At 66.5% G+C, this 14,322-nt stretch carries 13 protein-coding genes; 10 read left to right on the forward strand and 3 right to left on the reverse strand.

Going from position 1 to position 14,322, the window contains the following annotated elements:
* The first annotated feature begins 29 nt into the window (after positions 1 to 29).
* The 4 genes from BMY53_RS18955 to BMY53_RS18970 are packed head-to-tail and all read left to right on the forward strand — an operon-like array spanning position 30 to position 4,587.
* Positions 30 to 1,073, forward strand: a complete 1,044-nt coding sequence (locus BMY53_RS18955; protein WP_092948056.1) for an ABC transporter ATP-binding protein — start codon at positions 30 to 32, stop codon at positions 1,071 to 1,073.
* Positions 1,074 to 1,115: 42 nt separating this feature from the next.
* Complete coding sequence (gene dalD / locus BMY53_RS18960) at positions 1,116 to 2,534, forward strand: D-arabinitol 4-dehydrogenase (RefSeq protein ID WP_092948057.1); 1,419 nt, start codon at positions 1,116 to 1,118, stop codon at positions 2,532 to 2,534.
* A gap of 24 nt (positions 2,535 to 2,558) precedes the next feature.
* The gene (locus BMY53_RS18965) at positions 2,559 to 3,491 is read left to right on the forward strand and encodes a helix-turn-helix domain-containing protein (protein WP_092948058.1); all 933 of its coding nucleotides are present in this window, start codon (positions 2,559 to 2,561) and stop codon (positions 3,489 to 3,491) included.
* Between the two features lie 37 nt (positions 3,492 to 3,528).
* Complete coding sequence (locus BMY53_RS18970; RefSeq protein WP_092948059.1) at positions 3,529 to 4,587, forward strand: PfkB family carbohydrate kinase; 1,059 nt, start codon at positions 3,529 to 3,531, stop codon at positions 4,585 to 4,587.
* A 49-nt stretch (positions 4,588 to 4,636) separates the two neighbouring features.
* Here BMY53_RS18970 and maiA read toward each other — a convergent pair whose 3' ends face one another.
* Complete coding sequence (gene maiA, locus BMY53_RS18975) at positions 4,637 to 5,278, reverse strand: maleylacetoacetate isomerase (protein WP_092948060.1); 642 nt, start codon at positions 5,276 to 5,278, stop codon at positions 4,637 to 4,639.
* A 68-nt stretch (positions 5,279 to 5,346) separates the two neighbouring features.
* Positions 5,347 to 6,183 (reverse strand): IclR family transcriptional regulator, encoded by an 837-nt coding sequence (locus BMY53_RS18980; protein ID WP_092948134.1) that lies wholly within the window; start codon positions 6,181 to 6,183, stop codon positions 5,347 to 5,349.
* Between the two features lie 121 nt (positions 6,184 to 6,304).
* On the opposite strand from BMY53_RS18980, the gene BMY53_RS18985 reads away from it, so the two are divergent.
* Genes BMY53_RS18985 through fahA form a run of 5 tightly spaced genes read left to right on the forward strand, consistent with a single transcriptional unit; the run spans position 6,305 to position 12,033 of the window.
* Positions 6,305 to 7,258: an MBL fold metallo-hydrolase gene (locus BMY53_RS18985; RefSeq protein WP_092948061.1), complete on the forward strand. Its 954-nt coding sequence runs from the start codon at positions 6,305 to 6,307 to the stop codon at positions 7,256 to 7,258.
* A gap of 39 nt (positions 7,259 to 7,297) precedes the next feature.
* Positions 7,298 to 9,043, forward strand: coding sequence for an FAD-dependent oxidoreductase (locus BMY53_RS18990; protein ID WP_092948062.1), 1,746 nt, complete (start codon positions 7,298 to 7,300; stop codon positions 9,041 to 9,043).
* Positions 9,044 to 9,052: 9 nt separating this feature from the next.
* The gene (locus BMY53_RS18995) at positions 9,053 to 9,283 is read left to right on the forward strand and encodes a DUF2783 domain-containing protein (RefSeq protein WP_092948063.1); all 231 of its coding nucleotides are present in this window, start codon (positions 9,053 to 9,055) and stop codon (positions 9,281 to 9,283) included.
* A 24-nt stretch (positions 9,284 to 9,307) separates the two neighbouring features.
* Positions 9,308 to 10,690, forward strand: a complete 1,383-nt coding sequence (gene hmgA / locus BMY53_RS19000; protein ID WP_092948064.1) for a homogentisate 1,2-dioxygenase — start codon at positions 9,308 to 9,310, stop codon at positions 10,688 to 10,690.
* A gap of 2 nt (positions 10,691 to 10,692) precedes the next feature.
* A complete protein-coding gene (gene fahA / locus BMY53_RS19005; protein WP_092948135.1) occupies positions 10,693 to 12,033 on the forward strand; it encodes a fumarylacetoacetase in 1,341 nt (446 codons plus the stop codon).
* Here fahA and BMY53_RS19010 read toward each other — a convergent pair.
* Positions 12,024 to 12,476, reverse strand: a complete 453-nt coding sequence (locus BMY53_RS19010) for a hypothetical protein (RefSeq protein WP_092948065.1) — start codon at positions 12,474 to 12,476, stop codon at positions 12,024 to 12,026. The two genes, fahA and BMY53_RS19010, sit on opposite strands and share 10 nt — an antisense overlap.
* A 309-nt stretch (positions 12,477 to 12,785) precedes the next feature.
* Here BMY53_RS19010 and BMY53_RS19015 point away from each other — a divergent pair, with 309 nt between their 5' ends.
* Complete coding sequence (locus BMY53_RS19015) at positions 12,786 to 13,904, forward strand: PA0069 family radical SAM protein (protein WP_092948066.1); 1,119 nt, start codon at positions 12,786 to 12,788, stop codon at positions 13,902 to 13,904.
* The last annotated feature ends 418 nt before the right edge of the window (positions 13,905 to 14,322 follow it).

Genomic DNA, 14,322 nt, shown 5'->3' on the forward strand with positions numbered 1-14,322 from the left:
CAGCAGTCCCGAATTCAGGAACCTCCGTCATGGCCTACCTCCAACTGCGCGGCGTCGAAAAATTCTTTGGCAAGCACCGCGCCATCAAAGGCATCGACCTCACCATCAACAAGGGCGAGTTCATCGTGTTCGTCGGGCCTTCGGGCTGCGGCAAGTCCACGCTGCTGCGCCTGATCGCCGGCCTGGAAGACATCGATGGCGGCACGCTGGAACTCGATAGGCGGGACATCACCGACCTGCCGTCCAGCAAGCGCGATCTCGCCATGGTGTTCCAGAGCTACGCGCTGTATCCGCACATGAGCGTCTTCGAGAACATGAGCTTCGCGCTCAAGCTTGCCAAGGTGGACCCGGCCGTCATCCGGGAGAAGGTGGAGCGAGCCGCCGCCACGCTGAACCTCACCGCCTACCTGGCGCGCACGCCCAAGGAGTTGTCTGGCGGGCAGCGTCAGCGCGTGGCCATCGGCCGCGCCATCGTGCGGGCGCCCAAGGTCTTCCTCTTCGACGAGCCCTTGTCCAACCTCGACGCCGCCTTGCGCGGACAGACGCGTGTCGAGATTGCCAAGCTGCACCGTGAACTGGGCGCCACCACCATCTACGTCACCCACGACCAGGTGGAGGCCATGACGCTGGCCGACCGCGTGGTGGTCCTGCGCGACGGCCTGATCGAGCAGGTGGGCACCCCGCTGGACTTGTATGACCGGCCCGCCAACCAGTTCGTGGCCCAGTTCATCGGTACGCCGCAGATGAATGTGGTGCCTGCCGGCCAGTTGCCGGTGGCTGTTCGGCAGCAAGGCCCGCAGGCTGCGGTGGAGGGGTCGATCGGGCTGCGGCCCGAGGCCGTCAGTGTGCTGCCGCAGGGGCAGGGCGCTGTCACTGGGCGCGTGGAACTGGTGGAGGCGCTGGGCGCCGAGACGCTGCTGTACGTGCGCACCGCGGAAGGCGCCCAGTTGGTGGCGCGGCAGAGCGAACGGACCCGGCTGCAAGCGGGTGACGACGTGTCGCTCAACGTGGCCACCGACCAGGCGCACTGGTTCGACAGCGCGGGCCGCGTGGTGCAGGCCGCCGCCCACTGAGCTGCCCCCAAACTCCCTCGCGATCACCTATTTCACCTCGCCATGACCACTGCTCAAGACACCCTCACCATCCTGCACCTGGGCCTGGGCTCCTTCCACCGCGCGCATCAGGCGGTCTACCTGCATCAGTTGCATGCGCTGGGCGATACCCGCTGGGTGCTGGCCGGCGGCAACCTGCGGCCGGACATGCCGGAGACCATCGCTGCGCTGCAGGCACAGGGCGGCGCCTATACGCTGGAGACGGTGACGGCCCAGGGCGAGCGCCGCTACACCTGGATCGAATCCATCCGCACCGTGGTGCCCTGGACGCAGGATCTCGCCGGCCTGGTCGCCATTGCGGCGCAGCCAAGTACCCGCATCATCTCGTTCACCGTCACCGAGGCGGGTTACTACCTGGACAGCCGCCATCAGCTGGACTGGGCCAGCGCGCCCGACTTGAAGGCCGACCTGGAGGCCGTGCGCGAAGGACGGGCAGGCAGCACCTTGTATGGCGCGCTCACCACGCTGCTGCGTGCCCGCATGCAGGCAGGCGGGGGCGACATCACGCTGCTGAACTGCGACAACCTGCGCCACAACGGCGAGCGCTCGCGCAGCGGTCTGCTGCAGTTCGTGCAGGCGCTGGGGGACGATGCACTGGCCGCCTGGATAGCGGCGCACACCACCAGCCCCAATGCCATGGTGGACCGCATCACTCCACGCCCCACACCGGATGTGGCGGCCCGTGTGCTGGCCGCGACGGGCCGGCAGGACGGCGCGGCGCTGATGGGAGAGAGCTTCATCCAGTGGGTGATCGAAGACCGCTTCATCAACGGCCGCCCGGACTGGGCACGGGTGGGGGCGGAACTGGTGGATTCGGTCGCGCCTTATGAGGAAGCCAAGATCCGGCTGCTCAACGCCACGCACAGCTGCATCGCCTGGGCTGGCACCCTGGTGGGTTATCGCTTCATCCATGAAGGGACCCACGACGCGGCCATCCGCCAACTGGCCTACGACTACGTGACCAACGACGCCATCCCGGTGCTGCAGCCCAGCCCCATCGACCTGGCGGCCTACCGCGACGTGGTGCTGGAGCGCTTTGGCAACCCGGCCATTGCGGACACCAACCAGCGGGTGGCGATGGACGGGTTCAGCAAGATCCCCGGCTTTATCGCGCCCACCATCCGTGAGCGGCTGGCGCGCGGGCAGGGCATCACCAGCGTGGCTGTCCTTCCGGCGCTGTTCCTGGCCTACCTCAAGCGCTGGCACGCAGGGCAGATTCCCTACACCTACCAGGACCAGGCCATGGACCCGGCCGCCGCGCACGCCATCTGCGAGGCGGCAGATCCGGTGGCTGCGTTCGCTGCGGACCAGGTGCTGTGGGGTGAACTGGCCGGCGATACCCGGCTGGTGCAGGGGCTGCGCGAGGCCACGACCAAGGTGGATCACTTCGTTGCTGCGATGATTCGCCACGCCAGTCCCTGAACCGATCCACATCGGGAGCCGTTCATCGTGTCCTCACTCCATGCCTTGCCGCGCCAGCCCAAGCCGGAGCTGGAACATGCGTTCTCGCGATCTCCCGCGCTGGGCTATGAGCCGCCGGAAGAGGCTGGTTTCATCCGCTGCCTCTCCCACGGTTTCCCGACGCCGCTGGCACGCTGGCACTACCACGACGAATACGAGCTCCACCTCATCACCGCGTCCTCCGGCAAGGTATTCGTGGGCGATTGGATCGGGCAGTTCCAGCCTGGGCAATTGGTGCTGACCGGCCCGCGCCTGCCGCACAACTGGATCAGCATGGATGTGCCGGAGGCCGGTTATGCCGAGCGCGATCTGGTGGTGCAGTTTCCGCACGAGCCATTGGCCGCCGCCTGCGAAGGCATTCCGGAACTGCGCGAGGTGCTGCCGCTGCTCGAGCGCGCCCGCCACGGCATCGAATTCTTCGGCCTGCAACCTCGTGCCACCGAGCACTGGCACCGCATCAAGTCCTGCCACGGGCTGGCGCGCTTTGGCGTGTTTTGCGAGTGGATGGGCGAGCTGGCACAGTGCACCGACTTCCGGCTGCTCTCCAGCGCGCAGTTGCAGAGTGAAGACAGCGACACGCAGTTGGCGCAGATCAATGCGGTGGTCAGCCGCATCACCGACAACCTGGCCGCGCCCTTGTCGGCAGCGGACCTGGCCCATGAGCTCGGCATGACCGAGAGCCGCTTCTCCCGTTTCTTTCGCCGCGCCACGGGCAACACCTTCACCGACTTCGTCAACCTCATCCGCGTCAACCGGGCCTGCCAGTTGCTGCAGGAGTCGGAGCGCTACATCACCCACATCGCCTATGAGGTGGGCTTCAACAACCTGGCCAATTTCAACCGCCGCTTCCTGGATATCAAGGGCATGACACCGAGCGAGTACCGCAAACAGGCGGCCGGACGTTTTGGATCACGGTGATGGGTTGTCTGCCCCCAGTTCTTCATCTGCTCACGCCATGACTGCTCACCACCCCACGCCTTCGTCGTCCGATGTCCACGCGCCTATCCAGGCGGCCGTGGCGGGCGAGGCCCTGATTGATCTCATCCGCAGCGAGGACGGCCGTTATCTGCCCTGCCTGGGCGGCGCGCTCTACAACCTCAGCCGGGCACTCTCACGCCAAGGGGTGGGCACGCAATATCTCAACCCCTTGTCGCGGGACCGCTTCGGGCGGGAACTGGCGGCGCAGCTGGCAGCGGACGGCGTGCAACTGGCCCTGCCATCACCGGTGCAGGCGGTGACATCGCTGGCGGTGGTCAATCTTGATGCGCACGGGCATCCGGACTACGCCTTCTATCGGGATGGGGTGGCGGACCGTGCCGTCTCGGCGGATGGGCTGGGTGAGGCTTGCAACGGTCTGCCTGCGCTGCAACTGGTCTGCAGCGGCGCGCTGGCCCTGGATGCGCGTGATACCGAGCGTTATCACCCATGGCTCAAGGCGCAGCGCGCGGCGGGGCGCTGTGTGGTGGTGGACGCGAACCTGCGCCCCTCCGTGATGCCGGACCTGACGGCCTATCGCGTGGCTGTGCATGCCGCATTGGCTTATGCGCATGTCATCAAGGTCAGCGACGAGGATCTGGAGCATCTTGGCGTTCCGGGCACCGATGTGCTGGATCGCGCACGTTGGCTGCTGGAGGACAACCCGACGGCTCAATTGCTCGCCCTGACTTTAGGGGCGGAAGGTGCATGGTTGCTGCATCGCAATGGTGCGTCCTGCTTCGCGAAGGAGGCCGAGGCGCTGCAGGTCGTGGATACGGTCGGGGCGGGTGACAGCTTCCTCGCGGGGCTGTTGGCGCATCTGCTTGGGCAGGCGCCGGCGGACGAATCCGGCCCGCGCGGGCCGGCCAACGGCTTCGTGGAAAGCCTCGCCGCACTGTCGCCCACTGCATGCGATCAGGCGCTGCGCCATGCCCTGGCCAGCGCCAGCCTGTGTGTGCAGGAACAGGGCTGCGTGCCGCCCAGCTGGGAGGCCGCGCGGGCCTGGGCCCTCGCGCATCCGGCGGTTTCGTCCCGCTGAGCGGGGTGTTCGCCGCCGGACCCTGGCGGGCCCATCCGTTGGATGCGGTCTACTCGGCGTCCGGCTGTTGCCCTGGCGCCGCCGCTGCGAACGCCGGCAGCGTCATGCAGTGCGCCCACACCCGCCCGATGGCCGGGAAGTCCTCCAGCGCCACGCCGAAACGCAGCGCATTGAACACCTGGGGCACCAGCACCACGTCCGCCATCGTCGGCTGACCGCCGACACAGAAGCCACCGGCCTGCGCGGCCAGGCGTTGCTCGATGGCCTCGAAGCCCACGCGGATCCAGTGCTGCACCCAGGTGCGCCGCTGTTCCTCGCTCACGCCGAAGGCCTGGGCGAGGTGCTGCAGCACCCGCAGGTTGTTGATGGGATGGATCTCGCAAGCCACGTCCAGCGCCAGGCTGCGGATGAAGGCGCGGTCCTCGGGCGTGCCCGGGAGCAGCGACGGCTGCGGATGGCGCTCTTCCAGATACTCCAGGATGCTCAGCGATTGCGTGAGCGCCCGCCCGCCGTCATGCAGTACCGGCACCAGTTCTGCCGGGTTCAGCGCCTTGAACGCCTGCTGATGCTGCTCGCCACCGCCGCGCAGCAGGTGGATGGGCACGCTCTCATAGGCCAGGCCCTTCAAGTTGAGCGCAATGCGTACCCGGAAGGCGGCAGAGCTGCGGAAGTAGGTGTGCAGGGTGAGCATGGCGGCGGTGTTGATGTGAAGGTTGAAGGACCTGGCGGCGTTGCTGGAGGCCGCCGGGACCGACGGCTTCAGACGGGTGGGCGTCCACCGATCTGCCGCATCAGCGCCTGCGCCGCATGGCGCAGCTGCGTGGCGACGGACCCATCCCAGGCCGCATCGAAGGCGCCGGAGGGGCCGATGGAGGTCAGCGACAAGCTGATCTCTCCATCGCTGTCGAAGACCGGCACCGCCAGGGCACTCACCCCCTCCACGATGGTGTTGACCGAGCGGTGCATGGCGCGCGTCCGTACCTGGTCCAGCAGCCCGGCGAACTCTTCCCACGACGGCGCTGGCGCCTCCGGCGCGCGGCTGCCGGGGCGCCGTGCCAGGTCCATGTCCCCCAGCCGCTGGAGGTCGGTCCACAACGCCTTCACCTCTTGCGCAGGCCGGTAGGCGGCGAACAGCGGGCCTGACGCGGTATTCCACAGGGAGACCACCGTGCCATGCCGCATCGTCACATGGATGGGCGCGGGCGAGGCGGCGGTGCGCACGATGGTCGCGCCATGGGAGCCCCAGACGGCGATGGCCACGGTGTGTCCCAGCGCCGTGGCCAGGGGCTCCAGCATGGCGCTCGCCAGCCGGATCGGGTCCACCTGCTGGATGCCGATCAGCCCCATCTCCATGGCCAGGGGGCCAAGCCCGTAGTAGCCGGTGTTGGGATCCTGGCTCATCAGGCCCAGTTTGCAGAAACTCACCAGGTACGGATGGGCCTTGGCAGCGCTCATCTCCGCCGCCTGTGACAGCGTCTTCAAGGGCAGGGGATGCCCCTGCGCGGCCGCCGCCTTCAGCAGCCGGCCGCCCACCTCAATGCTCTGGATGCCACGGCGGTCGTCGCCCCGCTCTTCCGTCTGGTCTTCGATGCTCATCGTGTCCTGGATTCCGCCGGAGGCTTGGCCTCCCACTTTCAGCATTGTTGAATAGATTCAGCAGGCTGGGATATATTTGCGTATATGTAATGCATTCTCTTTTGATGAATGGAGGCCCGTCATGAGCAAGCAGTTCGCCAGCCACGCGGATGTGGAGGAAAAGCGCGTCTCCTTCGTCAAGCTCAGCGACAACGCCTACGCCTACACGGCGGAGGGCGACCCCAACACTGGCGTGATCATTGGCGACGACGCGGTGATGGTGATCGACACCCAGGCCACCCCGGTGATGGCGCAAGACGTGATCCGCCGCATCCGCGAGGTGACCGACAAACCCATCGAGTACGTGGTGCTGAGCCACTATCACGCTGTGCGCGTGCTGGGGGCTTCCGGCTACGCGCCTCGCCACATCATTGCCAGCCGGGACACCTACGATCTCATCGTGGAGCGCGGCGAGCAGGACAAGGCCAGCGAGATCGGCCGCTTCCCTCGGCTGTTTCGCAATGTCGAGTCGGTGCCGGCTGGGTTGACCTGGCCCACCATCACCTTCCAGGGCGCCATGAGTCTCTGGCTGGGCAAGCTGGAGGTGCAACTCCTGCAGCTGGGCCGAGGCCATACCAAGGGTGACACCGTGGCATGGCTGCCGGCGCAGAAGATCCTTTTCTCCGGAGACCTGGTGGAATTCGACGCCACGCCCTATGCCGGTGATGCCTACTTTGGCGACTGGCCGCAGACACTGGACCGGTTGGCTGCACTTCAGCCCCACGCACTCGTCCCTGGACGCGGGGCAGCACTCACCACGCCGGAAGCCGTGGCCCAGGGGCTGGCGGGCACCCGCAGTTTCATCTCCGATCTGCATGCTGCCGTGAAGGCCGGTGTGGCGGCCGGCAAGGACCTCACGGCGGTCTACCAGGACACCTATGCGGTGATGAAGCAGAAGTACGGCCACTGGGTCATCTTTGATCACTGCATGCCCTTTGACGTGACCCGCTGCTTTGACGAGGTGAGCGCCCATCCGCATCCACGCATCTGGACCGCGGAGCGGGATGTCGAGATGTGGAAGGCGCTGGAGGGTTAAGGAACCTCTGCAACCGGGCGGCGGACGGGGAGACAAGACATGGCACAGCAGACCCGAGAGGCGGCCCAGAGCGAGGCCTCCCCGGTGGCGACGGCGCGGGACCAGACGGTCACTTTCCCGTACCGGCGCCATCCGGACCAGGACGTGTCCTTGGATGGGCCGGCCGTTGCTCGCCATCCCGTCGTGGTGGTGGGGGCCGGGCCCGTGGGTCTGGCGCTGGCCATCGACCTGGCCTTGCAGGACGTGCCGGTGGTGCTGCTGAACAACGACGGGCGCCTCTGCGTCGGGTCGCGTGCCTTGTGCTTTGCCAAGCGCACGCTGGAAATCTTTGACCGGCTGGGCTGCGGCCAACGCATGGTGGACCAGGGCGTTTCCTGGCACCTGGGGCGGGTGTTCTTCCATCACCAGCAGGTCTACCAGTTCGACCTCCTGCCGGAGCCCGGGCATGAGCGGCCCGCGTTCATCAACCTCCAGCAGTATTACGTGGAAGGCCTTCTGGTTGAACGTGCGCAGCAGCTGCCGTTGCTGGATCTGCGCTGGCACCACGAGGTGGTGGGTATCGAGCAGCAGCCGGACCATGCGCGGCTGACCGTCCGGACGCCGGAGGGCGACTATCCCTTGCTCGCGGAGCACGTGGTGGCCTGCGATGGCGCCCGGTCGCCACTGCGCGGCATGCTGGGCCTGGATACGCATGGGCGTACCTTCAAGGACCGCTTCCTCATCGCCGATGTGCGCATGCGTGCGCCGTTCCCGGCGGAGCGCTGGTTCTGGTTTGATCCGCCTTTCCATCCCGGCCAGAGCGTGCTGTTGCACCGCCAGCCCGATGGGGTGTGGCGCATTGACTTCCAGCTGGGCTGGGACGCGGACCCCGAGGTGGAGAAACGCCCCGAGAACATCCTGCCGCGCGTACGTACGTTGATGGCCGAGGCAGCCATCGCGGCAGGCGGGCAGGGTGAAGTGCCTGACCTTGAGCTGGTCTGGGCCTCGGTCTACACCTTTGCCTGCATGCGCATGGACCGTTTCCGTCACGGCCGCGTGCTGTTTGCCGGCGATGCGGCGCATGGGGTCTCGCCCTTCGGTGCGCGGGGGGCCAACTCGGGCGTTCAGGACGCGGAGAACCTGGCCTGGAAACTCGCCTGGGTGGTGCAGGGCAGGGCGCCGCAGGCGCTGCTGGACAGCTATGCGAGCGAACGCGAATTTGCTGCGGACGAGAACATCCGCCATGCCAGCCGTTCCACCGACTTCATCACGCCCAAGACCGAAATCAGCCGGCTGTTCCGCAACGCGACGCTGACGCTGGCGCAGGACTTCGAATTCGCGCGCAAGCTGGTCAACAGTGGCCGCTTGTCGACGGCGACCGTGCTGGAGGAATCCGTGCTGAGCACGAAGGATGAGACGCCGTTTGGCGGTTGCCTGCGGCTCGGAGCACCGCTGGTGGATGCACCGGTCTTGTTGGAAGGGGCGCCCGCATGGCTGCTGCGTCAAACGCTCAGCGGACGTTTTTCGGTGGTCGCTTTCGCGGACGACGATGGGCCTGTGGACGGCACGCAGCAGGCGATTCGACAAACAATTGCCGAGGCGTTTGACGGTTTGCCGCCACCGACCGTGCTGGCCATCTCTGCGCGCTGGCTCCACGACGCAACGGGCCTGGCGCGCCAGCGTTACGACGGTATCCCGGGCACCGTCATCCTGCTGCGGCCCGACCAGCATGTCTGCGCACGTTGGCGTCGCCCCGATGCCGCCAGCATCCGCGCCGCCGTTCAACGGGCGACTGCCTGCGCCTGAGGAGCCGCCATGAGCCTCATCACCACCGCGCATCTCGATGCGCCCGACGATTTCTACGAAGCCTTGCTGAATGCCCACAAGGACCTGTCTGCCGCCGACAGCCAAGCCTTCAATGCGCGGCTGATCCTGCTGCTGGCCAATCACATTGGGCGGCTCGATGTATTGAAGGCGGCGCTGGTCGCCGCAGGGCTTTCATCGACGTCCGCTCAGGCTGGATTGAGTCCGATTGAGCCCGATTGAGCGCCATACCACTGAAGGACATCCATGAACGCCCCCCCTACCTCGACGACGCTGAACACGTCATCCAGCTCACCCAGCGCACCGGCTGCCACCCAGGCACCCGAGCGCGACACGGCCCAGACGTTGCGCTACCAAAGCGGCTTTGGCAACCAGTTCGAAACCGAGGCCGTTCCCGGCGCGTTGCCCAAGGGTCGGAACAGCCCGCAACGCGCGCCGCTGGATCTCTACCCCGAGCTGCTTTCCGGCTCCGCCTTCACCGCGCCGCGCGTGGAGAACCGCCGCACCTGGCTCTACCGACGCCAGCCTTCGGTGGTGACCAGCCCGTTCAAGCCGTTTCATGCGCCGCTGTGGACCACGGGCGCAGCGGGCGGTGTGTCGGTGCCGCCAGATCCGTTGCGTTGGCATCCCTTCCCCCTGCCGGACGCGCAGACCCCGACCGACTTTGTGGAAGGCCTGCGCACCCTCGTCGCCAACGGCGATCCGGACGCCCAGACCGGCATGGCCGCGTTGGTCTATCTGTGCAACCGTTCCATGCACCAGCGTGCGTTGCTGAACGCCGACGGCGAGATGCTGATCGTTCCGCAACTCGGTGGCCTGCGCCTGGTGACGGAGATGGGGCTGCTGGACGTGGTGCCTGGCGAGATTGCCCTGATCCCGCGGGGCGTGACCTTCCGCGTGGACCTGCATGGCGCCCAGGCGCGCGGCTACATCTGCGAGAACTATGGTGCCGCCTTCCGCCTGCCGGAGTTGGGTCCCATCGGCAGCAACGGCCTTGCCAATCCGCGAGACTTCCTGGCGCCGGTGGCTGCACATGAAGCCCAGCAGCCCTATGAAGTGATCCGCAAGGTGGGGGGGGAGCTCTGGCACAACGAGCAGGCGGCGACGCCGTTCAATGTCGTCGCCTGGCATGGCAACCTCACGCCGCTGAAATACGACACCGCGCACTTCATGACGATCGGCTCGATCAGCTTTGACCATCCCGACCCGTCCATCTTCACCGTGCTGACCTCACCGAGCGACACCGCCGGCACCGCCAACTGCGACTTCGTGATCTTCCCGCCGCGCTGGCTGGTGCAGGAAGACACCTTCCGTCCGCCCTGGTATCACCGCAACGTGATGAGTGAGTTCATGGGCCTCATCCATGGCCAGTACGACGCCAAGCCCGAGGGCTTCCGACCCGGCGGTGCCAGCCTGCACAACTGCCTGGTGCCGCACGGCCCCGACACGGAGGCCTTCACGGCAGCCAGTACCCGCGACCTCACGCCGCAGAAACTCGACCACACCCTGGCCTTCATGTTTGAAAGCCGCTGGCGCTTTCGCCCTTCCGCTTATGCGCTGCAGGGCGGTGCGCTGGACACCCGATACGCCGCCTGCTGGGCAGGCCTTCAAGATCAATTCAAAGGCTGATGATGACCTCGACGAGTTCTCTTTCCATCGACCACACCCATGACCCTGCGCTGCGCAGCTGGCTGGCTTCCGCGAATGCGGCAGACACGGACTTCCCGATCCAGAACCTGCCGCTGGGCATGGCGCGCGCCGTGGGCAGCGCCGAGGCATTTCGGCCCTTCACCGCCGTGGGCGACCAGGCGCTGGACCTCGTGGCGGCGGCGGACATGGCGGCATTGCCGCAGGAAGTGGCCACGGTGTTGCAAGCGTGCGTGGGGCAGGGGGGGCTGAATCCGCTGATGGCGGCTGGCCCCGCGCTTGGCCGGCAACTGCGCCATGCGCTGGTGGCCGTGCTGGAGGAGAAGGCCGGCGGCGATTGGCCGGCCAGGCTGCACGCGGCATTGCGGCCGCAGGCCTCGTTGGAACTCACGCTCCCTTGCCGCATCGGCGATTACACCGACTTCTATGCCGGCATCCACCACGCCACCACCGTCGGCAAGCTCTTCCGTCCGGACAACCCGCTGCTGCCCAACTACAAGTGGGTGCCCATTGGCTACCACGGCCGGGCGTCGTCCATCGGCGTCAGCGGGCAGCAATTCCGCCGCCCCCTGGGGCAGACCAAGGCGCCGGACTCGGAGACGCCAGGCTTTGGGCCCTGCAAGCGCCTGGACTATGAGCTGGAGGTCGGCGCGCTGGTGGGGCTGGGCAATGCACAAGGGGTGCCGGTGGGCATCGAGCAGGCCGAGGCCCATCTGTTTGGCCTGGTGCTGTTGAATGACTGGTCCGCGCGGGATGTGCAGGCCTGGGAATATCAGCCGCTGGGGCCGTTCCTGGCCAAGAGCTTTGCCACCACGATTTCACCGTGGGTGGTGACCATGGAAGCGCTGGCGCCTTTCCGCCGCAGCTTCAGCCGCCATGCGGATGACCCGCAGCCGCTGCCCTACCTGGATGGCCCGGCCAATCGGGCGCAGGGCGCCGTCTCCATCCAACTGGCGGTGCATCTGCAGACAGCCGGCATGCGTGAAACAGGCCTGGCACCGCACCGCCTGATGCAGTCGGACTTTGCCGACGCGTACTGGACCTTTGCGCAGATGCTCACGCATCACGCCAGCAACGGCTGCAACCTGCAGTCGGGGGATCTTTTGGGCTCCGGCACCCAATCCGGTCCGCAGCCGGATCAAGGCGGCTCACTGCTGGAGCTGACGCACGGCGGCAAGCAGGCGCTCACCCTGCCCAACGGGGAGCAGCGAACCTTCCTGCAGGACGGGGATAGCGTGACGCTGGTGGGTGTATGCGAAGCGCCGGGGCGTCGGCGCATCGGCTTCGGGCCTTGCGTGGGAACGGTATTGCCGGCTCAGAGCTGATCCGGCGGGTCCACCTGCGTGGGCTCGAAACCAGCGTCGTCATCCCCGTGGTGCGCCAAGGCATGCTGCTGGTCGCGGCGCTGGTCGTTCTGATTCAACATCTGCGCCACCTGCTGGGCGGTCGGCCGAGGCGGCGCGGCGGGAGCGACAGGGGTAGGGGCAGCGACTGCGGCAGCGCCAGGGGCTGGCATCAGAGAGGCCAGCTTGCGTCGGGCGCGGTCCGCGAAGACACGCAGTTCCGCCAACTCGGCCTGAAGCTGTTCCACCTGCCGGCGGGCCTGGGTGTTCTGTTGGTCGAGCAGGTTGCGGGAAGCACTGAGATGGTCCACGGACCGCTGCACCAGCGTCAGGCGCTTGGCCCAATGCCAGCTGGCCGCGGCAATCCCCATCCCCATGCCGGCCACCACGCCGGCGACGGCGATCCATGGCTGAACCTGACTCATGACCCACCCTCCCAAACGCGCACCAACGGCTGCAGTTATTGTTCAAGGACCCTTGACTTCGTTGTCGGTCCATCGCCTTACGCTGTAAGAGAACGCAATGTAGCCGGGCGCAATCCGAACGGCTAGAAGGGAAGTTCTCTAAATCCGGCTTGGCTGCGTTTCGGCGTGAAATTGCAACGCTCGGTGTTCGCGGCAAGGGAGGCGCTGCATCACTCCCGCCAGCCAAAGCGCGGTCGGCTCGGCGCAGAGGTGTTGTGCAGGCTGCATGAGCGGCTGGAGTTTTGGTGAAATACTGTATAGATTAACAGTATGCCGCGCGACACCCACATTGCCTCCCAAGAGTTGTACATCCAGCCCGACGCCCTCAAGGGCCGCGGCAGCGCCTGGGCGATTCCCCACCGTTTCGAGCGGACTGAACGAGACCAGTTCGATGATGGCTGGGGCACGCTGGACCAGGAGGCCCGGGAGGAGCACCTGGCGCCGCGCACTGAAATCATCGAAGAACACGCCAGGCGCATCGTCAGCACCAACCAGTCGCCCGACATCGGGTTCGATTACTCGATCAATCCCTATCGAGGGTGTGAACACGGCTGCATCTACTGCTTCGCCCGGCCCACGCACAGCTACCTGAACATGTCGCCGGGCCTGGACTTCGAGACCCGCATCGTGGCCAAGGTCAATGCGGCGCAGCGCCTTCGGGAGGCCTTGTCGTCGCCGAGCTATCGGCCCTCCTATCTCTGCATCGGCACGGCCACCGATGCCTACCAGCCGGTGGAGCGCAAGCTGGGCATCACGCGCCAGATCGTGGAGGTGCTTGCGCAGGCGCAGCACCCGTTTTCGCTGGTCACCAAGTCCAGTGGTGTGGAGAGGGACCTGGACTTGCTGGGCCCGATGGCGCAGCGCCAACAGGTGTCTGTCTATGTCTCGGTGACGTCGCTGGACCCTGAACTGGCCCGCACGCTGGAGCCTCGGGCGGCAGCGCCGCACCGCCGTTTGCAGACCATCCGTGCCCTGGCCGAAGCGGGCGTGCCGGTGGGCGTGAGTGTGTCGCCGCTGATTCCCTTCCTCAACGAGCCAGAGCTGGAACGCATTCTGGAAGCGGCCGCTGAAGCCGGCGCGCGGCGCGCATTCAGCATCCCGCTGCGTCTGCCGTGGGAAGTGAATCCCCTGTTCCAGGACTGGCTGCAGCAGCACCAGCCCCACAAGGCCGCCCGCATCATGGCGAGGCTGCGAGACATGCGCGGGGGCAAGGACAACGACCCCCGCTTTGGTTCCCGCATGAAAGGGGAGGGGCTGTGGGCTGACCTCATGCACCAACGCATGCGCAAGGCCTGCGAGCGCCTGGGCTTCGGACGGCAACGGCACGAACTGGACTTCAGCCAGTTCCGCGCCCCGGGGCTGCAGGCGGGGCAGCAGTCCTTGTTTTGAACGGATACCGGGAGTGGTGCAGCCGCTCCAGGGCACCGGATATATCAGGTGCGGCGGCGCCCGCCGTAGTGACTTAGGTCAGATCCTCGGCGAGGCGGCCTGCGCAGTGGCCTTGCCCAGAGGAGCGTGCCGATTTCCATCCCACCGAAGTAGGGGGGACAAGAAAGTTGGCGCAAAGATACGAGCGGGAAACATAAGTTCATGAACGAATGAATTCATGGATACTCGCGCCGGCATTCCTGGGGAGGAGTGCACATCCAGGAATGCATCGTGAACACACAGCGATATAGGGCGCGCAACAGCGACCCATGCACGGCACCCGTCATGGGAGTGGCCGTCATGCAAAGCCTCGCAGCAGCGAAGCGGGCTGATCGACACCCACGTGCCGTGGATCAGCACATGCCCGGCGTCATGCCAT

This window comes from Roseateles sp. YR242, assembly GCF_900109745.1.
GTDB lineage: Bacteria > Pseudomonadota > Gammaproteobacteria > Burkholderiales > Burkholderiaceae_C > Roseateles.

Excerpts from the sequence above, each read along its gene's own strand:
- BMY53_RS18995 (WP_092948063.1), top strand. The coding sequence starts at position 9,053 with ATGAGCCTCATCACCACCGCGCATCTCGATGCGCCCGACGATTTCTAC.
- BMY53_RS18990 (WP_092948062.1), top strand. The coding sequence starts at position 7,298 with ATGGCACAGCAGACCCGAGAGGCGGCCCAGAGCGAGGCCTCCCCGGTG.
- maiA (WP_092948060.1), bottom strand. The coding sequence starts at position 5,278 with ATGCTCACCCTGCACACCTACTTCCGCAGCTCTGCCGCCTTCCGGGTA.
- BMY53_RS18985 (WP_092948061.1), top strand. The coding sequence starts at position 6,305 with ATGAGCAAGCAGTTCGCCAGCCACGCGGATGTGGAGGAAAAGCGCGTC.
- hmgA (WP_092948064.1), top strand. The coding sequence starts at position 9,308 with ATGAACGCCCCCCCTACCTCGACGACGCTGAACACGTCATCCAGCTCA.
- dalD (WP_092948057.1), top strand. The coding sequence starts at position 1,116 with ATGACCACTGCTCAAGACACCCTCACCATCCTGCACCTGGGCCTGGGC.
- BMY53_RS19015 (WP_092948066.1), top strand. The coding sequence starts at position 12,786 with ATGCCGCGCGACACCCACATTGCCTCCCAAGAGTTGTACATCCAGCCC.
- fahA (WP_092948135.1), top strand. The coding sequence starts at position 10,693 with ATGACCTCGACGAGTTCTCTTTCCATCGACCACACCCATGACCCTGCG.
- BMY53_RS18970 (WP_092948059.1), top strand. The coding sequence starts at position 3,529 with ATGACTGCTCACCACCCCACGCCTTCGTCGTCCGATGTCCACGCGCCT.
- BMY53_RS18980 (WP_092948134.1), bottom strand. The coding sequence starts at position 6,183 with ATGAGCATCGAAGACCAGACGGAAGAGCGGGGCGACGACCGCCGTGGC.
- BMY53_RS18955 (WP_092948056.1), top strand. The coding sequence starts at position 30 with ATGGCCTACCTCCAACTGCGCGGCGTCGAAAAATTCTTTGGCAAGCAC.
- BMY53_RS19010 (WP_092948065.1), bottom strand. The coding sequence starts at position 12,476 with ATGAGTCAGGTTCAGCCATGGATCGCCGTCGCCGGCGTGGTGGCCGGC.